Genomic DNA, 20,841 nt, shown 5'->3' on the forward strand with positions numbered 1-20,841 from the left:
TTACTACAAATGTTTTTAATCTATATCCCCTTATTTCTACAGTCAAATTAGTAAGTCCAAAGACAACTAATTATTCCTGTTGGAGATACTCTATAACATTGTTCCCAAAGTTTCCATTGCTTCTTGTATTTAATTTCAGAGTCTTCGCTAAACCATTCTATTGCATCAATTAACTGTGGTTCATCCTCGTTTACTTTATTGTAAAACAAGTCCCCAGCGACGGTATAAATAGGCAATTTTGAATCCTTAGGAATCCATGTGAACGGAAAATCTTTGGACGCTTTCTTCCACTTTACGAGGCCATTTTCTATAAAGATAATCATAACCGGATATTTACCGTAGTCAATATACCGTAGGAATGTAGCTAAAATAGAAGTATGAAAGTAAGAACTCAAATCCTCAATTAAAGATAGAGATAGCTTCTTGTTTTCAATCTTCTGAGTAAATAGACTTTGAGGCATTAAAAATTCTGTCGCAAAGTAGTTTGCTTCGTTTTCGTGATTTCCTTTTTTAAACCATTCACTCAAAGTTTTATCTGTATCTGAAAATAAGGTAAGGACATCCTTATGCATTAGAAAGTGGCCTATCTCGTGCGCAAGTACAAAGTTGCGTTTCCCTTCTGAAGCTATAGAACTATCGATAGTGATAATTCCTGAATCACCTTTTATTAAGATTCGCCCCTCTGAACCATTCAGTTTTTTCTCCTTAATTGTTATATTTAGGGAATTTGCAATTTCATCTAAAGTAAAATCATCTGGAGATAACCAACCTAAACTATTATGCAATCCCATAGCAGTATCTTTAGGTATCTTCATCAGAATCTAGTTTTTCTTTTAGTATTTCGATATAGTACAACAAGTCGCTATCTTCCAATATGTCCTTCTCATCTTCTTGCGTTAAGTTTTCGAACTTTCTAAACAGAGGAATTAACGTTGTTTGATCTTCCAAACTCAGAGACTTCTTAATCTCATCTATTCCTTTCCCCTTTAAGCTCTTGAAATACTCTATAGCTTTTTGGAATCGACTTTCATTCTCTAATGCTCTCAATCTAGCTTTCATTTGTTTAATCTGAATCAAATACTTATCAAGTGTTGGGTCATGACTTTCTTGTAATTCATTCAATACTTCCTGATCCGACCTATGATAGTTGATCTCCATCATAAGGCCATATAAATCACTTAATATCTGTTTTGCATTTTTTGAGTTCATATTATTCTTTCTTTGCACTATGTTCCTTCACCTTACGAAGCAACTTTTCTCTTAACTTGTCAAACTGTCGAACTTCCAATTCTAACAATTCTGCAATTTCACTTCTCTTTTTTCCTTCCTTCAGTGCTTCAACTAGTAATTCTAATTGAATGTCACCAATTACAGCTTCCTCAATACTTTTTATTTTCTTTGAAAAGGCTTCGGTTTCTTCGTCATCTGGCGGTTCGGCTAAATCATAAAAATGTTGTTCTACATCTAGATAAGACACCTGTAAGGCCTCACTTTTCTTAGTTTTAGTCTTTTGGATACTTTTACTTATTGTACTATCGGCTATTCGAATCATTTGTTGTCCAAGACTATACTCCTCTTTCCATTCCCATTCACCGTTCAATATCTTTTCAAAAGCTATACCTAAATAATGATCCACAGCATCCATTCCCAAATTAGATGAACTATGCGCTCCCGACAACGTCTTCTGCTTCATTCTCCACTTCAAATGCTCTTTACATTTTGCTAAAGCAATTTTCCACTCCCAGTCACTTAGTTGATCTGTTTTCTCCCGATTCTGATGATAATACTTGCCTAATTTCATAATTAATAATAACCCGAAAAATATTTTTTTACACCAATGGTGTAATTGAAAAAACTTCCGGTTATAGATACTATAGAGGTTAACATAATTAAAAATTAAATATAGGATACTAAATATGGAAATACAAACTAATAAAAAAATCAAAAGGGTTTTAACATAATATGAAAGATATGGGAATTACTTCAGCAATAGGAAAAACCGTAGTCACAAAAGGAGTTAATGTGATATGGGAAAATCGCCAGTATTTGGAGATGTACTGGAAAACTAAAATTTGGAAATTTAGTAAAATGAAAATAAGGTTTTCAATAAGTGGATTGTATAAAATAAAAATACCAGACTCAAACAATTATCTAGTCGTGTTAAATAGAAGGATAGAAAACCAACTACAACCAGTAGGTGGAGCGTACAAGCGTTACGGAGACGAGAGCCTATTCAACTCTTGGAGTTATGCGCCTGATAATAAAAAGAACGGACTAGACGTAGATAAAACAAGCAATGAAGATTTACGATTTACGGTATTAGGAAAAAACGTCTTGGATGTTTTAAAGTGGTTCGATAAGGGGCAAGAAAGAGAAACTGAACCAAGAAGAGAATTCAAAGAGGAATTGCTAGATACAGGAATCATGGATTTCTCTTTGTTTTCACATTTCAACCATCGACATATACGCCGATACTCCAAAAATCTAATTTGGAGTGATTATTTCAACTGTTATGAAATCCTTGTCTTTGATGTCTTTGAGTTGCTACCTAATGAAGAACAAAAAGAAGCGCTTAGAAAAATCGCGAAACAGCCCTTGGATTTATCTAAAGGATATGCTGTGGTAAGTTGCGATGACATAGAACAGTTACGCTTAGTCCGAGATGGTAGACAACTGGCAAGAATAGGTCAACATACAAAATTATTAATCAATAAAACTTTTTAACATGCTAGATATATTTAACAACTATCCTCTTCAACGAGAAGAGCTTTTGGCCAGGATAGCCCAAGAACTACAACTGGATAAGACTCGACTAGATCGGATGGAATCGGCTTACAATGCTGTAGCTGAACTTTTAAAGAATGACAAAGATTTTTTTGACGGATTGGTCATCGAGGTGTATGCACAGGGTTCTAAAAGGATTGGGGCAACGGTACGTCCTTTTAACAAAGCAGACTTTGACCTAGATGTGGTACTTCATATATTCGACGCGTACCATAGACATTCTCCTGAAGAAATCTATAACGCTCTTGTAAAAGCATTGGAAAAAGATGGTTACTACAAAACAATCTTAGAGAAAAAGAAACGTTGTGTACGGCTAAACTATAAAAGCGATTTCCACATGGATATCTTACCTGCATGTATGCCAGACTATTCGGAAAAAGAAAGGATTAAGATACCAGAAAAAGCTCTTCGTGGATGGTCCTCTGGAAATCCTAAAGGATTTGCTGATTGGTTTTTAAGTATTGCAAACTCCGTAAAAGAGCCTATGCTTGGTAGATATGCAGATGTTTTGATGAAAGCTCAAATAGAAACAGAAAGATTACCTGAAGAAGCCTATTTAAAAACACCATTGCAAAGGGTGGTACAATTACTCAAAAGATACCGGGATGTCTTTTTCGATAAAAAGGATTATCCAGTATCAAGTATTGTAATTACAACTTTAGCTGCCCATTTCTATAACGCAGAAAACTCTATATTCGAAGCTATGGATCATATCGTATCTAAAATAAAGAACAGCTATCAGGATTCTGTACGATACAATAAAAAATTCAAGGTATTAAACCCTGTAAATCCAGAGGAGGATTTTACTGATTCGTGGACAAATGAACACTACGTGAGTTTTTTCAGCTTTATAGAAGACTTTCACAAAAGATGGCAGAATCTAAAAAACTCATTCGAAACAAGTAATGAGGATTATATCAGGTTATTTGGAGAAGGTGTATACAAAAAAACTCTAAACGAACAGTTCCAGAATTTCGCTAAATCCACCAATAATTCTCTAGCGAAATCATCTGGCTTAATTGCAGCGAGCATAGCGTTTACTTCTCCAAGTGGTAACATCAATTCATCAAATGGGTACAAAAATGGAAACCATCACAACTTTGGCGGAAAATACTAGAGCAAAACATCAGAAAGACTGGTATACGTTTTTGTTTGTACAGAAACATTTTGTTGAAAAACATTTCAATTGGTTAAAAGTTATTTTGGATAAAAAGAACAAACAGCTCATTGGAACAGGTATATTACAGATAGGAGGCAAATCATATAAGATCCTACTCTCCTATTCTCCATTTGAGAAGTTTAGATATGACAGAATCTACATACAAGATGATTCCATCAAATATCATGATGACATCCATCTGTATTACGATAATTCATTGTGTCTGTATCATCCTGTTTTTGACAAATTATCTAACAAAAATATCTCGTTGTGCGAAATGATCCCTTGGATTAGTGAATGGCTTGTACATTATAATCAATGGAAGAAATATAGGGTATGGTTAGGTAAAGAGATTAAGCACTAACTGAGACTGTAACGTAAACTGTGTCAGAGGAATAATTCAATAAGGTTTTTTATATTTAATTATTCAAACGACATGGTCATCAAAGAAAAGACCCCTAGCTGGCGCAGGCGTTTCGCGTGTGACTCTCAATAGATAATGATTTCTAATTACTTCATAATCAGGTCAAATACTTCTTCGGGGTCGGCGTTATTTTTAATCCAAATGTCTTCAAGTCTTGTTGCTCCATCGATGGATATCCCGTTTGATTCCAATCTTTTAACAGCTTTCGAAGAATCGACATTCAATGCTTTAAAAACATCATTGATCGGTGCTTGTATAATTCTGTCTAAAAGCTTTGTGTCAACTTTAGGATGGAGTTGTTGCTGAATGATAAATAGTAAGGATATGACCGCTACTGCTATCCCAGCGGGAATGAAAACGCCTCTTTTGAAATGGATTTTCAAAGCTTTCCAATTTAATATGATATGAAAAACAGCGCAAACAACGAAGAACAGACCTAAGAACTCGTGTACAATTTCTGTATAACCGTCAAATAAATGAAAAAACATCAACACCCCGGTAAGCCCTACAACTAGGAAAACCAAGGATATGAAAGGGGTAATATAATTTCTATTCAATTTCATAAGTGATCGTATTTTTAGCGATTTTTTGAAAATCTATTTTCAAGGTTGTCTAGCCATTTTACCCGTTTTTCTTGGCTTACTGATTTTACGGATGTAAAATTTATCCAGTTGAGATTTTTATATCCCATTGTTTTAAACACACTTCTTAACACTGCTTTCTTGATTAAATTACCCATAAACAGTGAATACAGTAATTTGGGTTTATTCATCGTAGTGATGATAGTGATGCTTTTGAGGTTCTTTAGAAGCGGTACTAATCCGAATCCTCTTGGATGATGGTCATATACCACACCGGGGCTTAAAACCCGGTCAATAAATCCTTTGGTCATGGCAGGCATTTGGTCCCACCAAATCGGGAAAATAAAAATCAGGTGATCGGCCTTTTCTAACCGTTGGTTATAATCTATAACCTGAGGATCAATAGGTTTGTGAGCCACAAACGCTTTTAAATCTTCACTTGACATTGCGGGATTAAATCCATCATTGTCCAGATGCATCAGGTCAACCTCGTGATATGCGTTTTTTAGTCCTTTTGTTACAGCATGAAGTATGGCGTTGCAGTAACTTAACTCATAAGGGTGGTTAAATACAATTACTGTTCTCATTTTGTCTCTGTTTAAATACAGTACAAAATTGAGAAGAGATTAGCGCATCGGCGATAACAATTGTTAAGAAATGAACTTATTGTCTGTTTCTTATCCTGCTTAATGAAACTGATGTAATGCCTAAATAGGAAGCAATGTAATGTTGTGGTACACGTTGTACAATGTGCGGAAATTGTGTAATCAATTCTTCGTATCGTTGCTGGGGATTATTTTTTAGATAGGAAAAAGCAAATTGTTGAGTTTGGAAAAGACGTTTAAATAAATGGGCTTCAAAGTCATTTTTCATTTCAGGATTGCTTTCTATAATCTGCTGAAAATCCTTCTGAGAAAGGGTCTGCAATGTACATTGTTCTATACTTTCAATGCTGTATAGACTCGTCTTGTTTGTTCTGAAGCTCTCTATTGAAGAAACGCTTTCACCCTCAAAAAAAAATTGGGTCGTAATCTCTTTTCCATCATTATTAATCCAAGTGCGCAAACACCCTTTCTCTATGAAATACATGGTCCTGGATATTTCGCCTTCCTGCAAAAGGATGGTTTTGGCGGAAACGTCTATTTTTTTGAAGTATGGTCTGAATATTTCCCAATTTTTTGGCGCAATATATTCTTGTTTCATTGTGCGATGCTGTTTTTTAGGTTTACTTAATAGCGATATTCAGATTTGGAAGGAGTCAATCAGATAAAACTTAGCTTTATACAAAAGTAACTATAGATTTTCCTAATTCTCAAATTTACAAAAAAGAGCATATTGGTGAATATGACTAATATCATTTTAATGCTAATGTGGCGGTCATACTTCATGCTACAAAAGTAAATCAAACAAAATCAATGGATTGGGAGCACAAGTTTCAATAGTAGGGCTTTTGCCACTCCAATAGATATTTTAACGATTTGGAATACTGGAGGCAGGCGAAATCCTGCCTTTTTTATGTAGCGATATTTAGGAATGCTCTACAAGAGAAGGAGCTTGGGCTCGTGAAAACAAAAATCTATCTTTGACTTATGAATGAAAAGGATACCAAACGGCTTTCACGACTTACTGCAATTCTTACTCAATTGCAAACCAATCGGCTGTTAACATCAACGGTATTATCAGAAAAATTTGGGGTGAGTGTTCGCACGATTTACCGAGATATCAAAGCATTGGAACAAGCGGGGGTTCCGATTCTTACGGAAGATGGTAAAGGATACACATTGATGGAAGGTTATCGGGTTCCACCGGTGATGTTTACCGAGGCTCAAGCCAATGCACTCATTACAGCGGAACAATTGGTCTTAAAAAATAAAGACACTTCATTCATTAAAGATTATACAGAAGCCATTGATAAAATAAAAGCGGTATTGAAATACCATCAAAAAGATAAAGTCAATTTGTTGACCGAGAGAACTCGATTTGATCAAAACAACAATCGGGAACGCAACAGTAATAATTTATCGGATTTACAATTTGCGTTGACCAATTTTCGACTTACAAAAATCGATTATATCAACGAGCAAAACGAAAACAGCAACCGATTGATTGAACCTTTTGCTTTATTGAGTACAGAAAACTGGCTATTGGTAGCTTACTGCCGTTTGCGAAAAGAATTTCGCTTTTTTCGCTTAGATAGAATTAAAAAAATGGAAGTGCTTACCGATACATTTGAACCCCATAAAATGACCTTACAGGAGTATTTTGATAAATTTCACTAATCATTTTAGACCCCTGACATAAGGCTGTCATAATCGCCATTTAGTTTTGCATTATAATTTTAAAAAGTAAACAAAATTAAAATGGAAAAAAGAGCAATTGACCCTTGGAAATGGGGCGAGCAAACCAATTCTGCACAAGCAGTAGAAGTAACCAATGTAACCGGAACGCTTTACTGCTCGGGACAGGCAGCCCTTGATGAAAATGGCATACCGAGTAATGCCGATATGCGTACGCAGTTGGTACAAACCATTCAAAATTTGGAACAACTCATCAATGAGTCTGGTTATGACTGCAAAAACATTGTCAGACTGAACATTTACACCACCTCTACCCAAGATTTTTTCACTACTTGTATGGATGTCTATGTACCATTTATTCAAAAATATGGTATCAAACAAGCGATGACATTGCTTGAAGTTAAAGGACTTTTTGCTACCTTAACCGTAGAGCTAGAAGCAACGGTTGTTAAATAACAATGTCTGAAATAGAAATATTTTATCCAGCAAGCCCTACAGAATGGAGAGATTGGTTGGCTCAAAACCACCTTTCCAAACAATCTGTATGGCTTGTTTTTTACAGCAAAGCATCGGGTAAAAAATCCATCACTTGGAGCGAAGCAGTGGATGAAGCACTTTGTTTTGGATGGATAGACAGTAAAAAAGTAAAAATAGATCACGAAATATCGCATCAGTTTTTTAGTAAACGAAAAGCCAAAAGCACGTGGTCAAAAATCAACAAAGAAAAAGTGCAAACGCTTACGGAAAAAGGATTGATGACAGCTGCTGGCTACGAAAGCATAGCCATCGCCAAACAAAATAACTCATGGACCATTTTAGATGAAGTGGAAGCACTCATCATTCCAAACGACTTAGCGGAAGCGTTCAAAAAGCAGGAAGGAGCAAAAGACTATTTTGAAAGTTTAAGTAAATCGGCACGTAAAATATTATTAAGCTGGATCGTGCTTGCCAAGCTCCCCGAAACCCGACAAAAACGTATTGAAGAAATTGCCTCCTGTGCAGGTAAAAAAAGGAAACCTAAGCAGTTTTTGTGACGTTTGGATTATGATACATAATTTCTATAAATGGAAATCTAATTCAGATACTTAACTACGGCATTATCCAGTTCCGCACTTACAATCTTGGCATAGTCCTGAGTCTGTCGCATAGAGGAATGGTCAAGGAATTTTAGGAGTGGATGTTGAAGCAGCGTAAGTCGAAGAACAATGATGCGCTTAGCAAGAAGTTGTGAATTGCTTTCATTGCTTGTGAAATTCACAGACATCTTTTTCACATTACAAATATGGATTGAACGGTCATCATCGACTCCAACAAATGCTTCATTAAGGGCTTTAGCCCCCCTAGCTGGTGCACGCGTTTCGCCTGTATCATCAATAAAACAATAGCCACCCTGTTATGCTGGATGGCTATCTTAATTTTCTACAGGTTGCCACAAAGGCTTATAACGCCCCTGTATGATATTGCTTAACCTGAATAGCTAAGTCTTTAGGCATTCCAATCCGGCCTTCGATTTTGCCCGTTCTGAAATTCTAAAACTCAAATCCTACACCAAAGGAAAGAACTCTATTATGTCCTTTGACGCTAAAATCAGGTATATCAACATCATTGATCAAGTTGGCTAAGCCTAAACCATAACCTCCGTTAATTAAAAAGCCATTAGCCAATTTATACCCTAACTGAAAATTCAAACCGTAATCCAACAATTTTAAATCATCATCATTGCCTGAACCTATTGAAATATCATTGGATTCGCCTCCCATTTTTTCTTTACCAGACAAATGGAAACCAAGATAAGGACCTGCACCTAAAAATACAGACCCCGCATTACCGGTCGGAATGTAATAAACAGCATTAACCGGAATATCTAAAGATAGGATATTAGAGGTTGCCTTCTGGCCTTCAAGCTCAACTTTCCCACCCTTACCTTGTAAAGATAGACCAGGTTGAATTGCAAAATTCTCCGCTGCAAAGATATTGGCATAGCCTGACACATAAAAACTTGTTGAAGCTTTAGATGATGATGATACATTAGCGCCTTCGCCCGTAATTTTAACAACTTGTTTGGGCAAATTAACGCCGGCTTTAACACCGTAACTTACTTGTGCCTGTACACCTGATGCCAACAAAAATGCGGCACCCAAAGAAAGTAAAACTTTTTTCATAATTAATATTCGTTTATAAAATAAACCACTAAAATATTGTAAATATTTACAATATCAAAAAACATCTCTTTTTTTCACTGCTTGCTCGTGCATGCAGGGTTCTCTTCAATCGTAATGGAAGTCCCTTTGTCAGGAATGTCCAACTGGAATATAACGAAGGAAGATAAATTTTTACATTCGGTAGCCGAAAAACTGTGGTGTTCTGTATACGGGGTTAGTGTGTAATATGTTTGGCTCTTATTTTGTTGAAGCCTTTAAAAAAAGCAGTAAGGATTGATAAAAATTAAAAGCTAAAAGAATGAAAATACACAATGAACTTCCCGAAGGAAACGAAATGGCAAGCCTGGAACCTGCACGGTACTTTAATCTTGGCATAGAACAGGTGGAACAGATAGTCGAATGGATGGAAGATGCCAAAGGACCAACGCAGCCGCTTTTGGTCCATCTGGATATATTATTGCTATTATCTGAAAGATATCCCTCTGTGGCAGAGGACAGGATATACAAACTGGACCTGGAAAATATCAGCACCATATTTCTAGCCTGGCACGAACGCAACAGCGCTAAAATACCGACCAAATTTCGGGAAGAAATAAAGGAATCCGGAATCAAGATTCTTGAAGGATTAAAAAAATACTGGAAACCGTAATTAAAAGAGAAAAAAATAAATAGGATATACCAATGGGAGATTTCAAAGAAAATATCAAACCCTTCTTTTGGGTAGAACACAAAAACAGTGTGTCGGCATGTCTGAATGCCGGTTCTTTTAAGCCGGAGATTTTCGAAACAAGAGCAGATGAAGGATTTGAAGGAAACGGTTATGACTGGACATCGTTAGCAAAAGTATTTCTGGAAGAGCGGTATACTGATCTGACAGATAAAGTCAAATTTGATCCTGAAGCAGCTATGTTCTGTGTTTATTCTTCAGATCCCGATGCGCTGAAAGCTTTTATAGTCGCCTTCAAAGAAGCCTGCGAAAACGAAACTTTAATACAGGATGTGTTTTCAAGAGCTGAATTAGATTAAAATAAGGTTAGAACGTAGGAAAAAAACAAAACATTCAGAATTCAGCGTATCTAAATAGAGAGAGAAATTTTCTCAGTACGAGTATCGCAAATTAAACTGGGATGGTACGCAGCAAATGACTACTCTGCACGGCACTTCCATACCGAGGCTGGCCTTGGCTATTTAAATAAGCCTAAACATGGGGCTTTTGAACCTAAGAGAGAAAGAGAAATCGCAACAAACGAACGCTATTTTGAAACTGCTCCATTTTCTTTTCAAATTATCCAATGACACCGTTTGAGTTACACTTCCTGATTTCCAGAAGTAGATATCGAATTAAGGGCGCTAGAACGTCGTCGATGGAGATGACTCAACCTGGGTTGGCAGCCCCTATTTGGCAATAAAAACTATCAGGTTATAGGTCGAATCGAAGATGGACGAGTAACTCCGTCTGTATATGTTATTCCTCAAATAGCAGGGGCTTTAAAAGCGCTATCTTGAATTTGATTCCTAAGATTATATCAAATTCAAGATAAGTAAGAAAAAACAGTTATAATTCCAATAATGAGAGAAATGATTAAAAAGCCAACTAGAACCAAACAGCCTATTTTACCAACCCAGTCTTTCCATGTCTCCTTAACTGGTTCTAAATTTTCAGTGATGCTTAATTGCGGAGATTCAATAAATTCAATATGAATGTCCGAGTGCTTATAAATCCACACACTTTCCCTTGGATGAAGTTCTACTCTCTCGTATGAATTTTCTTTTTCCTGATTTGCTAAATCATTGGCCGCACACAATAACTGGTAAGCAAACAGGTTTAACCCTTCCCTATTTCCTTTAATAAAGTATTTTTCGTCCCTGGAATCACTACTATCAATGAAAATACCATAGCGCCCTACCTTAGATGCCTCATCGATTTCTAAGCTTTCTTTCAGAGAATCTAAAGTAATCTTCTTCATCTGGGCGTTAATTTAGCTTTTCGTCAATATGTTTGGAATATTTTCTATATACTTTTAGCTTATGAGTTTGAGGTTTGTATGCCGCATAGTTGCTGATGTAAGAATGCGTAGCTCCCCTCTCCTCGTGCTCATCCTCTACCCATTTGCTAGACGTGTGGGTGTCAATGGGGAATTAGTCATCTAATATTAAACCACATCTTTTCGAGAGATGCCTAAATCCAGATTTTTCGGGACAAATGATGTTTTCGATCGTCTCTTATCTTAAAACGTCACATAAAGTGACCATGAACGGAGCCCAAGGAGCCATACTAAAATTTATTGTTATGGACTATGGCAGGTTTGTCTTGCCATGAAAGATCGGGACGATATAATACATAAATTATCAGTTTCAAGAACTTCCGGCGACCAATTATTCTAAAATACAACCTGAGGTTGTAGGATTGTCATGTTGTTCTTTATAGATTTAGAAAATTTCTTTAACGTTAACGGAAGGTAAGAAAAGAAACGCAAGTGGAAATTAATTTAATATCAAATAGCAAGCATCAAGATGGCTTAAAAAAGTGGGCCGGGGTACTGTGTTTATTGGCCGTGTTGGTGACCACCCTCCATTGGCCTTCTTTTCTATTGACATCGTCCAAGGGATACGGAGCGACAGCTATTTCACTGACGATAGTACTACTGGGAATAGCAATAGGATCCCTATTCAGAAAAAACGAGCTGCAGATAGATGTGCTGGATGGCCTTGTCTTTTTGATAGCGCTGTGGACCATGGCATCATCGTATTTTCATGGACGACCACAGGAATCTTTTATACCAATCATCCAGATATGCCTCAGTTATTTCCTGCTGAAAAGCAATCGGGACCTGTTCACGCAGCAGGCCCTGGGTTACAGCCTACTGTTGCTGACTGGAGGTATCCTGCTACAACTCCTGTTTATCGAACGTATATTCCACACGTTCCAGTATACAGAATATGGATTACTGGAGAACCATACAACACTAGCTATCTTTCTTGCAATAGCACTCCCGATAATCATCACCGCCATAAAGGGAAGGCCTGCCAAGATCGTATTATCCTGTATGATAACCGGTATCATCCTATACTACTCGAGGACGGCCTTTATAGCTCTTTTGACATCTGCGATCCTCTATTTGATAATCTTACGAATCAAAAGGAAATACATCATATTATCGATCGTAGCAGCTGTAATGGTCGTAATCTTTCTCGCGGGACGTAATATGGCCCCTATCGAAGGAAGATTGCTCATCTGGAAGATTGCGCTACATGATATCGACCTTAGCTCATCCATTATTGGAAAAGGACACAACTACATCAACGACCACTATCTCGATGTGCAAGCCTCTTACTTCGCAACAACCAGACCTATCAAAGAACAACTTTTGGCAGGACAGGTACACAGTACGTTCAATGAGGCTATACGGATATTGATAGAGGGAGGCCTTATCGGACTGGGACTCTGGGGGATGTTGGTATACGTCGTATATAAGCGACTACTGCTATCTTACAAAGGATCTGCGGCCACTTTTATCAGTATCACTGCTTTCATGCTGATAGCCTCATTTTCCTATCCTCTCGCCTCCCTTTCCGTAACCTTATCGATGATATTGATCATCGTCTTGACCCTACCGGCCGTGGTCAAGGGCGATCCGCTCACGGTCACGCTACCTGTGGGGGCCAGCAGATATGCATGGGTCTGTGCTGTTCTTATTCTCGCCCCTGTAGGATACTCCTCCTATACCATGTACAGAGATATACAAGCTTGGACAGCCCTAAAAAAGAACAGGTATATCATATACAACGAAGGCCTGTATGTCGAGAGGGCCAGTGCCCTGTTCCATGAACTGGACCATCACCCAAAGATAGTGCATGGATATGCTACCGACCTGTATAGCTTAGGCCTTTACGAGCAAGCGCTGGAAACAGCACTCTTGGCCAAAGGCCTGTATGCCAACCTCCATATCAATCAATTAATCGGATCTATATACGAGGAGCTAGACGAGGCTAAAAATGCTGAATCGTACTATATGCATGCTATGGCCATGGTACCTAAGATATATGCCTCCAAGTATCTCCTATTTAATTTTTATAAAGAGCAGGGAGACAGGCACAAAGCTGTGAGGCTCGCTAGCATCATCAGCAACTATCCCGTGAAGATAGAGAGCGAGGAAACCCGGCAGATTAAAAATGAAATAAATGAATACCTAACTAAATTTAATGGATTATGAAAATTACCGATTACCTAAAACTCTTCAGCTGCATCCTACTATTTAGCCTGATGGCAACATCCTGCCAAAAAGATGACCGAATAGCTATTGAAGAACAGTCAACTACGGAATATCTTAACCTTGCAAAGACCTGGTACGAGAGCAATGGCAACCTGGCGTCAAAAAAGGTGACGGATCTCGATCTTTCCGTTCTAACGGCCGATTGGACCAATCATCGGTTCACCTTAAATGCCACTGGTGATTCGGTGATCACAATTCCCTTAAGATCGACAAGGGATACGTTCTACAGGGAAATCGGGCTGGTAAAAAACAGGGATGGCCTGCCGTTCGGGATTATAAAAGAGTATCTTGGCGATCCATTCAAGCACAATACCATCCTCAACATCTATACGGGAAGCGGTCGGCCATTGGAGTCTGCCATGTACAATGCCGAGGATAAAAATATGCAGTACATAAAGAAAAAGGGCCAGGGTGTACTCTCCTTGATAAAGGGTAAGATCGCCTGCAATGGCTGCTCTGGCAATATGAACGATGGATTTGAAATAGAAGAGGTGGTCGTCAATGGCTACAAGGATGATGATGACAATAATGGAGATGGCGAAAATCCTCCAGAGATACCTGGTTATCCAGGTGATACAGGCGGAAGTAATAGCGGTGGTGGCAATAGTGGCGGTGGTACATCGACTTCTCCTACACATGTAAAATACGTCTTTAAAGATTACGAATGTATGGTATTATTCATTGAAAATATGGAGAATTTGGCTAGCTTTGATAATGTGATAAGACCATTCAAAGGAGAAGATAACGGGACGGGTAATCCAAATCTCACTTGGGGTTATAAAACAGATTTGTCTTGGGATCCGTCGCAAGGATATGTGTATGGAGTCACTGCAGTCTCCGATAATTCTAATAGAAGCGCTCAAATCTATTTCAACACAAATGCATTGAACAATTCATCCGATTTGATTATTGCTGGCACAGCTCTACATGAAGCAATCCATGCCTATTCAAATTACTACTTAAAGACCAATAATCTTATTTCATCTGGAAACATAGATGAAAGTATAACTGATTTTTGGCTTACTTCTGCATTGAAAACACTGGAAATACAGAAACTGGCTGGAGAACATGGAGATTATAGGGACCACCAAACTATGATGTCGAAGCATGTTTTTCCGATGATGATAGGTATTTTGACCGCATGGGGTGGCAATAGATATACTGCAGATGAGTATGTCATGGCCAGTATGCTTGGACTTGGGCAGGCGGGGCAATTGCTAGGCAATCAGAAAACTGAACAAGCTACTGAGATTGAGGCACTATTTAAAGGGCTTCAAGCCCAGTTTGGGATATCGGAAAGCCAATTTGACGATTTTATAAAGAAACATACCAATATAGATCCCCAAGGATCTTTGAAAAACAAGAAAATATCATGTGCAAAATAATTTTATCTTCGATACTGCTGGTCCTGCTTGGTACTGTATTACCAAAACTAAGCCATGCACAGACTAGGTATGTGCTATTTGATCAGGACAGGTTGGCAGATACCTTGAATGAAACCCTTGTCTGCAAGAGGACCTACGCCGGGCTAGAATCGGATAGTGTCGGATTTCCGGACCTAACCATCTTTAATTTCTTTTTTAGGGAATCAGGTCCAGACTATCGGGATAGTAAAAAAGAATTTCAGGGGTTCCAAAATTTTTTAAACACAGGAAGGGAGCTACCCGTTAATGTACTGGTCACTATCACACCATTGACCACGACGTCGTTTACATATAAAGATGTCACGACATCTATTGAGAATAGGGAAATGGACCTCTTGCCCCTAGACTCCCTTTTAAGACGAGGCGCGCAGGATATCTTTTACTCGATCTATGCCCCTATGGGTATATTTGATTTCGACCCTGAGTTGAACCTGAAACGGACCGATTACAGGCTGGTGATCAAACATAAGAACAAGTACCGATTGGTGGATAACGAAACCCTTACCGAGTATTATTATATAGGTCGACGCCCAATAGAATTCTACATCCCGAATGCTGCTGGAATTTTCACACAAAGTGGCAGTAAAAACTTCTCTAAAGAATTATGTCTAAACGGCGGAAGATTAGGATTGATAGATGGTGGAAGTTTATACAGACTAAAAGGTGGTATTATGAAAGATACGACCATTACTATAGGATTTGAAAAGAACCAAAAAATACCTATCGACAGATTTTGGACACTGTCCGTGAATCCTGCTTTTACTAAATCTCCAAAAGTATTGAATAAAGGCTCGGACTGGTATGCCGTTGAGGGAATTGGCGATTTCGAATTTAACTGGAAGGTCGGCATCATCAATGGAAATTTCCTGGATTACTTCAAGAAAGGAAAATTGATATATTTTCCAGATAAACAATGGAACAAAGAAAAAGTCAACTTTTGGTACCGGACCAAAACGATCAATGGGAAAAAACTGAAAGATTTTTTTAAAGGAGAATATATTGAAAGTGGATTGATAAAGACTTATATGTAGCTGAAAAAGGATGGCTGAACGATTGAGCTTTATCTGATTATTACGTGTCGTAAATATTCTTCGATATTCCGATTCATGAATTAAAATAGCAACAAAGCCTTTCGAGAATATCCGAAAGACTTTGTTGTAAAAACTCGTAAGATCTAAAAAAGGAAAATTAAGAAAAACTTTATCCGCTTTCTTTTATCTAGGCAGTGTAACCGTAGTCTTCATCTTTCAATCTTTCATCTGAGGAGAAATAGCTATCGATGGTTTTAAAGACATTCTTTTTACTGACCGTACCTAAAACTAAGGTACAAAGGAACTCATGTTCTGCTTTCGGTGACACTTCTCCCTTTAACCATGGTTCTCTCTTACTAAAATCTACTTTTGAATAACGATCATTCTCAGATTGTCCTAATGTAAAGTCTGGGAGATTAAAAACCTCGATAGACCTCCAATATTTTATGATTGATTGCAAATGCTCCTTCTCTCTCATAATTTGCTCTAAGTATTTTTCTTATCGGTAAAAACAAATCTAACAAATGCCTTCTCTATTCTCAAGACATAACTAAAATATGATATATGCTAAAATTAATAATTCACCCTTGCAATACAAGAAAACATTGGATATCTTAGAAGGAAGTATTACCAACAATTAGGTAAAATAAAAAACCGTATTAAAAAACTTGAATAAGTGACGTTATGAGAAAATCGTTTACGCTCCCCCATTTACCAAACTCGATATTGGAGATTGAGACGTCTATATGGACCGGACGGTCTAAACTATGGAAAGATGGCGTGGAGTTGGAACGCTCCTCTGAAAGCGGAAAACCATTCCTCGTACCCACAGAATCTGGAGAAGTACACAAGATGTATCCTAAGCCGTCACTTGGTCAGTTGACTCCTCCTCTGGAGATTGATGGCATCAAATATAGTACTGCCGAAAAGCTTCATTGGTATCAGTATGCGTTATCCGCACTACCTATGCTATTAATCCTTCTAGGCGGTGGCCTCGGGGGCGGGATCGGTGCTTTAGGGACAATAATAAATCTTAACACTTTTAGTACGGATGAGCCTGCGACCATGAAGTACCTAAAGGTAATAGGCATATCTATTCTCTCCTATGTACTGTATGCGCTGGTCGCGTATTTGTTTGTAAAGATGATGGCTTGATGGAGGCTTGTGCTGTGCCTTACGGGAAACCGGAATATGTAACACGGCCTATTTGGTAGGTTTGCGATAATATAAATATAGTAGTTGTTAGAATTGAAAAACCTGTTATTAATCGTTGGCATTTTATGCTGTTCAATATGTTTTGGACAGACAGGAACCTCTATCAGACGTTGTATTGATATTGTCAAGTCTGACGATGGCAAGTACTATGCCTTGTATAGTGACAACACCTGGGAAGAAAGTACCTATGCGACATCAAAGCTTATAAAGGCAATGCGCAAGAAAGATATTGCTCCTGCAAAGACAACATCTCCAACAAACACATACGGAATAGCAAGCTCCTCTCCTGCTAAGACGACAAGTTCTCCGAGTAGAACATCCAGCTCTAGTAAATCCTACCAAAGCAGCAGAACATCAAACACAAGAAAATCAACATCAAGAATATATATTCGAGGCCCACGCGGTGGCTGCTACAACATCAATAGTAACGGTGGCAAGACGTACGTGGATAGGAGTTTGTGTAATTGATAACGAAAAATAAATAAAATGACTTTAGCCCAAGAAGAAGAAAAACTCAATAATTTAATCGGAGCAGATTTGCAAGTCGACATAACCGAACGTGTAAAAAACTTCACTCTATTATGGAATATATACGAAACATTCGCATGTAACAGGTCTGCCAACAGTACTGCAATTTCAAATAATGTCGACTGCATCGAGAATGCTAAAAATATAGACATTAGAAAAATCGAAATATTTAAATTATATTTCCTTAGCAGATACTTTAATAAAGATAAGGCTCCAAACAATCGTTTTCTAGACCTAGTCAAAAACGATTCAAGAATTGCAGAGCTTATAGTAAATGAACTACCTAAAAACATAATTGACAAAAATACTCTAAAGGCGTTGTTATTCATTGTTTACAGATATCGTAATAACTTATTTCATGGAAATAAAAATGTGGTAACTTTAGATAGCCAAATTGACAACTTTACTTATGCAAACGAACTATTAATTACAGTTCTAGAGATGATGAGTGATAGAGGTTTACTTTTACATCCGATTAAACAACCTTAATAATCAATTAATTATGTCAATATCTCCATTATCGGAAATTCAGAAAAAACGAGTAGCTATGCTACAAAAGCAACTTACACGAGCTTGCTCTGCAGGAGAATTAGAAACTGCTAAAAAGATTCTTGTCGATTTAAAACCCATCTATCTAGATACAGGAAATAACGCCAGATTTTATATATCAAGCCTAAGATATTATGAGTCAGTAATGGACCATGGCGATAAAAACATAGCCTTATTAGGGATAAAAGGTATTAGAGAACGATCTAACAAAAACACACGAGTTCATTTAGAAGCATCTACCCTATTAGCGATTTGCTATTTAAGAATAGGAGCTTTCGACTTATCGGAGCCAGTAATAAAAGAAGTTCTTAAAAACGACAAAGTGATTACTTCTTCAAAAAAGAGGGCTGAATATCGTAAAGAGATCATTTCAAGATTTGATGAAGAAGCACTAATAGCTGGACTATCAGAAACTAATCCTGTAAAAATGACTCTAAAGGACGTGGAAAATCAAATTATTGATAACATCGGCAAACATGAGGACGAATTGTACGAGAACATAGGCGTAGCAGTACCCGAAAATGCGAAAAACATATTACTAAGAATCGATATGTTCTCAAAAAAACAATTACCAACTGCAGAACGTATTGCATTACCCTCAGGACAAGAAGTAGTTGAGAATAAAAAAGTAGGAAAAAGAATACAACGTTTTATTTCAAGATCATTATATAATTCATTTTGCAATAAAGACAGTGAAATTTATAAAAGTATGATATCAGGGAACTTAACAAACTTAAACACCATTATCACCACGGCTATTATCGAAACTTTCTATAAATTTAGCATTGGTATTAGTGCACTGATAGGAGTTGTTGCTGCAACAATTATAAAGCATGGAATAGATTATATCTGTTCGATTAGCAAACCTAAGAATCTAATAGACTATAGATAGTTCTATTTGTAATCTAGAACTATTATATCAAATTTTTATATTTCTGAAATGATTCTCTCACAAGTCAAACTAAAAGGGTTTCGAATTGATTAAATGAATATTGGTATTGAGCTGTATAGAAATTGAGTATTTATGAGGTTGTTTAGTAGTTATTTTGTTAGTAATAACACGCGGCACGCGTGCACTAGCTATGGAATCTTGCCCCCTCCGATGGACATACTGACTAGGTGAACTTCAAACTAGATAAACCTTAGCTCGAACCAAAACTCAGTATTTACGTAATCCTACACGACAACCTCAGGTTGTATTTCCAAATAGAAGGACTATGACGAATGCCTTTGCAAGTATTCATCATCAATATTGCCAATTAACCTATTATACATCTTTAAATAATTCTATATTTATGTTTTTAATAGCTAAGTATAGATTGACCTATAGCGTATTAGCATTTGAACCAAATAACCAAACATTCAACCTATAAAAAGAATGGGACTATTTGACATATTTAAGAAAAGGAAGACCGCGACTACCTTTCCGGAGAACGAGCTAGAGAGATGTCTAATGGATATAGCCACGAGTGCATCCAAACAGAAAGAGTTCTTCCAGAAACTACTCTGGAGCGAGCTATTTGTAATGGAGATAGCCCCACCGGGTATGGAAGACGGACTTCACCCCCCTGAAGAAAATACAAGGGCGCTGTTAATGACCCTTGAAGGAGGGCAAATCCCGATATTCACTTCTGGAAATAGGATATTCGATCAAGGGGTACTGAATAAAGGGGTACTTTATATGACGTTCAGAGGGCAAGACCTATTTGAAATGACCAAAGGAGCCAGCTTTGTCCTGAACCCCTACTCGGACCATGGAAGAGAATTCCCCCCGGAAACGATAGAAGCCCTGCTGGATGGGTCGATATATGAGAAAATTGACGAATATGAGGCGGAAGAGAGACGCATAGCGGAATTCGTCGAAATATATGAAAGGGCCAGCAAAAGGCAAGAAAAGCTGATCTACCTGGATGGATATAAAATCAAAGATGTAAAGCCCGCTGAAAAACTGGCGCTTGAAGAATCGATAGCAGATTTTCAAAAATGCCTGGAAATGGTGCCCAACCATTGGCAAAGTATGGTATTGCTGGCTAGGGCCCTCCAACGACTAAGAAGACATGCGGAAGCCTTGCAACTATTGGAATCAGCCTGCAAAATAGAGCTTGACAACCACACGATCCCGATGGAGGCTTCCACAGAGGCGGTGCACATGAAAGATGTGGACAAGGCGCTGTACTATTCGACAGAAGCCCTTAGAAGGGCTCCTAAAGATAGCGCTACAATGGGCAACCACGCCATGAACCTACTCCTAGCGCATAGAGATATCGAAGCGCAAGAGACGATTGAAGAGGCGCTCAGGCTGCAACCGGATGATAGCGTCAATAGGCATATTGAATCTATCGTAAATGGTGTGCTATCTGGAGAGCGTGAAAGACCCACTTTTGAAGAATTGGTGAAGTAGAAGGTTTTCGTA

The 20,841-nt window shown here is 37.8% G+C and carries 25 protein-coding genes; 15 read left to right on the top strand and 10 right to left on the bottom strand.

The features are described 5' to 3' along the window. Positions 1–47: 47 nt before the first annotated feature. From OQ289_RS11935 to OQ289_RS11945, 3 genes are read right to left on the bottom strand one after another with little or no spacing between them, the layout of a single operon-like run. The gene (locus tag OQ289_RS11935) at positions 48–815 is read right to left on the bottom strand and encodes an ImmA/IrrE family metallo-endopeptidase (protein WP_270087084.1); all 768 of its coding nucleotides are present in this window, start codon (positions 813–815) and stop codon (positions 48–50) included. Next, positions 802–1,209 carry a hypothetical protein gene (locus OQ289_RS11940; RefSeq protein WP_270087085.1) on the bottom strand — a complete coding sequence of 136 codons (408 nt, stop codon included), beginning with the start codon at positions 1,207–1,209 and terminating at the stop codon, positions 802–804. Before OQ289_RS11940 ends, OQ289_RS11935 begins: the two co-directional genes overlap by 14 nt. Position 1,210: 1 nt before the next feature. Continuing rightward, positions 1,211–1,801 (bottom strand): hypothetical protein, encoded by a 591-nt coding sequence (locus tag OQ289_RS11945; RefSeq protein WP_270087086.1) that lies wholly within the window; start codon positions 1,799–1,801, stop codon positions 1,211–1,213. Positions 1,802–1,962: 161 nt separating this feature from the next. On the opposite strand from OQ289_RS11945, the gene OQ289_RS11950 reads away from it, so the two are divergent. The 3 genes from OQ289_RS11950 to OQ289_RS11960 are packed head-to-tail and all read left to right on the top strand — an operon-like array spanning position 1,963 to position 4,307. After that, positions 1,963–2,724, top strand: a complete 762-nt coding sequence (locus tag OQ289_RS11950; RefSeq protein WP_270087087.1) for an SMODS-associated NUDIX domain-containing protein — start codon at positions 1,963–1,965, stop codon at positions 2,722–2,724. Between the two features lies 1 nt (position 2,725). Further along, a complete protein-coding gene (locus OQ289_RS11955) occupies positions 2,726–3,901 on the top strand; it encodes a nucleotidyltransferase domain-containing protein (protein WP_270087088.1) in 1,176 nt (391 codons plus the stop codon). After that, complete coding sequence (locus OQ289_RS11960) at positions 3,867–4,307, top strand: hypothetical protein (RefSeq protein WP_270087089.1); 441 nt, start codon at positions 3,867–3,869, stop codon at positions 4,305–4,307. Before OQ289_RS11955 ends, OQ289_RS11960 begins: the two co-directional genes overlap by 35 nt. Positions 4,308–4,453: 146 nt before the next feature. Here OQ289_RS11960 and OQ289_RS11965 read toward each other — a convergent pair whose 3' ends face one another. The 3 genes from OQ289_RS11965 to OQ289_RS11975 form a co-directional block, all read right to left on the bottom strand. Beyond that, positions 4,454–4,930 (bottom strand): DUF4405 domain-containing protein, encoded by a 477-nt coding sequence (locus tag OQ289_RS11965; protein ID WP_270087090.1) that lies wholly within the window; start codon positions 4,928–4,930, stop codon positions 4,454–4,456. A 14-nt stretch (positions 4,931–4,944) separates the two neighbouring features. Further along, positions 4,945–5,535 (bottom strand): NAD(P)H-dependent oxidoreductase, encoded by a 591-nt coding sequence (locus OQ289_RS11970; protein WP_270087091.1) that lies wholly within the window; start codon positions 5,533–5,535, stop codon positions 4,945–4,947. A gap of 76 nt (positions 5,536–5,611) precedes the next feature. Then, a complete protein-coding gene (locus tag OQ289_RS11975; RefSeq protein WP_270087092.1) occupies positions 5,612–6,151 on the bottom strand; it encodes a Crp/Fnr family transcriptional regulator in 540 nt (179 codons plus the stop codon). A gap of 386 nt (positions 6,152–6,537) precedes the next feature. Between OQ289_RS11975 and OQ289_RS11980 the strand changes: the two genes are divergently transcribed. The 3 genes from OQ289_RS11980 (at position 6,538) to OQ289_RS11990 (ending at position 8,279) form a co-directional block, all read left to right on the top strand. After that, positions 6,538–7,227 carry a helix-turn-helix transcriptional regulator gene (locus OQ289_RS11980; protein WP_270087093.1) on the top strand — a complete coding sequence of 230 codons (690 nt, stop codon included), beginning with the start codon at positions 6,538–6,540 and terminating at the stop codon, positions 7,225–7,227. A gap of 81 nt (positions 7,228–7,308) precedes the next feature. Further along, complete coding sequence (locus OQ289_RS11985; RefSeq protein ID WP_270087094.1) at positions 7,309–7,701, top strand: RidA family protein; 393 nt, start codon at positions 7,309–7,311, stop codon at positions 7,699–7,701. A 2-nt stretch (positions 7,702–7,703) separates the two neighbouring features. After that, complete coding sequence (locus OQ289_RS11990; protein WP_270087095.1) at positions 7,704–8,279, top strand: YdeI/OmpD-associated family protein; 576 nt, start codon at positions 7,704–7,706, stop codon at positions 8,277–8,279. Positions 8,280–8,317: 38 nt separating this feature from the next. Here the strand turns inward: OQ289_RS11990 and OQ289_RS11995 are convergent, their stop codons facing one another. Continuing rightward, the gene (locus OQ289_RS11995; RefSeq protein WP_270087096.1) at positions 8,318–8,509 is read right to left on the bottom strand and encodes a hypothetical protein; all 192 of its coding nucleotides are present in this window, start codon (positions 8,507–8,509) and stop codon (positions 8,318–8,320) included. Between the two features lie 265 nt (positions 8,510–8,774). Further along, the gene (locus OQ289_RS12000; RefSeq protein ID WP_270087097.1) at positions 8,775–9,407 is read right to left on the bottom strand and encodes a porin family protein; all 633 of its coding nucleotides are present in this window, start codon (positions 9,405–9,407) and stop codon (positions 8,775–8,777) included. Between the two features lie 298 nt (positions 9,408–9,705). On the opposite strand from OQ289_RS12000, the gene OQ289_RS12005 reads away from it, so the two are divergent. Together OQ289_RS12005 and OQ289_RS12010 are read left to right on the top strand one after the other, a co-directional pair. Continuing rightward, the gene (locus OQ289_RS12005) at positions 9,706–10,056 is read left to right on the top strand and encodes a hypothetical protein (protein WP_270087098.1); all 351 of its coding nucleotides are present in this window, start codon (positions 9,706–9,708) and stop codon (positions 10,054–10,056) included. Between the two features lie 32 nt (positions 10,057–10,088). Then, the gene (locus OQ289_RS12010; RefSeq protein WP_270087099.1) at positions 10,089–10,433 is read left to right on the top strand and encodes an immunity 51 family protein; all 345 of its coding nucleotides are present in this window, start codon (positions 10,089–10,091) and stop codon (positions 10,431–10,433) included. A 506-nt stretch (positions 10,434–10,939) separates the two neighbouring features. On the opposite strand, the gene OQ289_RS12015 is transcribed toward OQ289_RS12010, so the two are convergent. Then, entirely contained in the window at positions 10,940–11,374 is a 435-nt protein-coding gene (locus OQ289_RS12015) for a hypothetical protein (RefSeq protein ID WP_270087101.1), read from the bottom strand. A 510-nt stretch (positions 11,375–11,884) separates the two neighbouring features. On the opposite strand from OQ289_RS12015, the gene OQ289_RS12020 reads away from it, so the two are divergent. The 3 genes from OQ289_RS12020 to OQ289_RS12030 are packed head-to-tail and all read left to right on the top strand — an operon-like array spanning position 11,885 to position 16,136. Next, the gene (locus OQ289_RS12020) at positions 11,885–13,621 is read left to right on the top strand and encodes a tetratricopeptide repeat protein (RefSeq protein WP_270087102.1); all 1,737 of its coding nucleotides are present in this window, start codon (positions 11,885–11,887) and stop codon (positions 13,619–13,621) included. Beyond that, entirely contained in the window at positions 13,618–15,066 is a 1,449-nt protein-coding gene (locus OQ289_RS12025; protein ID WP_270087103.1) for a hypothetical protein, read from the top strand. Before OQ289_RS12020 ends, OQ289_RS12025 begins: the two co-directional genes overlap by 4 nt. Next, positions 15,054–16,136 (top strand): hypothetical protein, encoded by a 1,083-nt coding sequence (locus OQ289_RS12030; protein WP_270087104.1) that lies wholly within the window; start codon positions 15,054–15,056, stop codon positions 16,134–16,136. The genes OQ289_RS12025 and OQ289_RS12030 overlap by 13 nt, the downstream gene beginning before the upstream one ends. A gap of 187 nt (positions 16,137–16,323) precedes the next feature. Here OQ289_RS12030 and OQ289_RS12035 read toward each other — a convergent pair whose 3' ends face one another. Continuing rightward, positions 16,324–16,614: a hypothetical protein gene (locus OQ289_RS12035; protein ID WP_270087105.1), complete on the bottom strand. Its 291-nt coding sequence runs from the start codon at positions 16,612–16,614 to the stop codon at positions 16,324–16,326. A 206-nt stretch (positions 16,615–16,820) separates the two neighbouring features. Between OQ289_RS12035 and OQ289_RS12040 the strand changes: the two genes are divergently transcribed. The 4 genes from OQ289_RS12040 to OQ289_RS12055 all read left to right on the top strand — a co-directional run bounded on the left by OQ289_RS12040 (position 16,821) and on the right by OQ289_RS12055 (position 20,829). Further along, complete coding sequence (locus OQ289_RS12040) at positions 16,821–17,291, top strand: hypothetical protein (protein WP_270087106.1); 471 nt, start codon at positions 16,821–16,823, stop codon at positions 17,289–17,291. A 546-nt stretch (positions 17,292–17,837) separates the two neighbouring features. Then, complete coding sequence (locus tag OQ289_RS12045) at positions 17,838–18,368, top strand: hypothetical protein (RefSeq protein WP_270087107.1); 531 nt, start codon at positions 17,838–17,840, stop codon at positions 18,366–18,368. A gap of 13 nt (positions 18,369–18,381) precedes the next feature. Then, entirely contained in the window at positions 18,382–19,320 is a 939-nt protein-coding gene (locus OQ289_RS12050) for a hypothetical protein (protein WP_270087108.1), read from the top strand. Between the two features lie 486 nt (positions 19,321–19,806). Beyond that, the gene (locus OQ289_RS12055) at positions 19,807–20,829 is read left to right on the top strand and encodes an SseB family protein (protein ID WP_270087109.1); all 1,023 of its coding nucleotides are present in this window, start codon (positions 19,807–19,809) and stop codon (positions 20,827–20,829) included. The last annotated feature ends 12 nt before the right edge of the window (positions 20,830–20,841 follow it).

This window comes from Sphingobacterium sp. SYP-B4668, assembly GCF_027627455.1.
GTDB lineage: Bacteria > Bacteroidota > Bacteroidia > Sphingobacteriales > Sphingobacteriaceae > Sphingobacterium.

Excerpts from the sequence above, each read along its gene's own strand:
- OQ289_RS11935 (WP_270087084.1), bottom strand. The coding sequence starts at position 815 with ATGAAGATACCTAAAGATACTGCTATGGGATTGCATAATAGTTTAGGT.
- OQ289_RS11940 (WP_270087085.1), bottom strand. The coding sequence starts at position 1,209 with ATGAACTCAAAAAATGCAAAACAGATATTAAGTGATTTATATGGCCTT.
- OQ289_RS11945 (WP_270087086.1), bottom strand. The coding sequence starts at position 1,801 with ATGAAATTAGGCAAGTATTATCATCAGAATCGGGAGAAAACAGATCAA.
- OQ289_RS11950 (WP_270087087.1), top strand. The coding sequence starts at position 1,963 with ATGAAAGATATGGGAATTACTTCAGCAATAGGAAAAACCGTAGTCACA.
- OQ289_RS11955 (WP_270087088.1), top strand. The coding sequence starts at position 2,726 with ATGCTAGATATATTTAACAACTATCCTCTTCAACGAGAAGAGCTTTTG.
- OQ289_RS11960 (WP_270087089.1), top strand. The coding sequence starts at position 3,867 with ATGGAAACCATCACAACTTTGGCGGAAAATACTAGAGCAAAACATCAG.
- OQ289_RS11965 (WP_270087090.1), bottom strand. The coding sequence starts at position 4,930 with ATGAAATTGAATAGAAATTATATTACCCCTTTCATATCCTTGGTTTTC.
- OQ289_RS11970 (WP_270087091.1), bottom strand. The coding sequence starts at position 5,535 with ATGAGAACAGTAATTGTATTTAACCACCCTTATGAGTTAAGTTACTGC.
- OQ289_RS11975 (WP_270087092.1), bottom strand. The coding sequence starts at position 6,151 with ATGAAACAAGAATATATTGCGCCAAAAAATTGGGAAATATTCAGACCA.
- OQ289_RS11980 (WP_270087093.1), top strand. The coding sequence starts at position 6,538 with ATGAATGAAAAGGATACCAAACGGCTTTCACGACTTACTGCAATTCTT.
- OQ289_RS11985 (WP_270087094.1), top strand. The coding sequence starts at position 7,309 with ATGGAAAAAAGAGCAATTGACCCTTGGAAATGGGGCGAGCAAACCAAT.
- OQ289_RS11990 (WP_270087095.1), top strand. The coding sequence starts at position 7,704 with ATGTCTGAAATAGAAATATTTTATCCAGCAAGCCCTACAGAATGGAGA.
- OQ289_RS11995 (WP_270087096.1), bottom strand. The coding sequence starts at position 8,509 with ATGTCTGTGAATTTCACAAGCAATGAAAGCAATTCACAACTTCTTGCT.
- OQ289_RS12000 (WP_270087097.1), bottom strand. The coding sequence starts at position 9,407 with ATGAAAAAAGTTTTACTTTCTTTGGGTGCCGCATTTTTGTTGGCATCA.
- OQ289_RS12005 (WP_270087098.1), top strand. The coding sequence starts at position 9,706 with ATGAAAATACACAATGAACTTCCCGAAGGAAACGAAATGGCAAGCCTG.
- OQ289_RS12010 (WP_270087099.1), top strand. The coding sequence starts at position 10,089 with ATGGGAGATTTCAAAGAAAATATCAAACCCTTCTTTTGGGTAGAACAC.
- OQ289_RS12015 (WP_270087101.1), bottom strand. The coding sequence starts at position 11,374 with ATGAAGAAGATTACTTTAGATTCTCTGAAAGAAAGCTTAGAAATCGAT.
- OQ289_RS12025 (WP_270087103.1), top strand. The coding sequence starts at position 13,618 with ATGAAAATTACCGATTACCTAAAACTCTTCAGCTGCATCCTACTATTT.
- OQ289_RS12030 (WP_270087104.1), top strand. The coding sequence starts at position 15,054 with ATGTGCAAAATAATTTTATCTTCGATACTGCTGGTCCTGCTTGGTACT.
- OQ289_RS12035 (WP_270087105.1), bottom strand. The coding sequence starts at position 16,614 with ATGAGAGAGAAGGAGCATTTGCAATCAATCATAAAATATTGGAGGTCT.
- OQ289_RS12040 (WP_270087106.1), top strand. The coding sequence starts at position 16,821 with ATGAGAAAATCGTTTACGCTCCCCCATTTACCAAACTCGATATTGGAG.
- OQ289_RS12045 (WP_270087107.1), top strand. The coding sequence starts at position 17,838 with ATGACTTTAGCCCAAGAAGAAGAAAAACTCAATAATTTAATCGGAGCA.
- OQ289_RS12050 (WP_270087108.1), top strand. The coding sequence starts at position 18,382 with ATGTCAATATCTCCATTATCGGAAATTCAGAAAAAACGAGTAGCTATG.
- OQ289_RS12055 (WP_270087109.1), top strand. The coding sequence starts at position 19,807 with ATGGGACTATTTGACATATTTAAGAAAAGGAAGACCGCGACTACCTTT.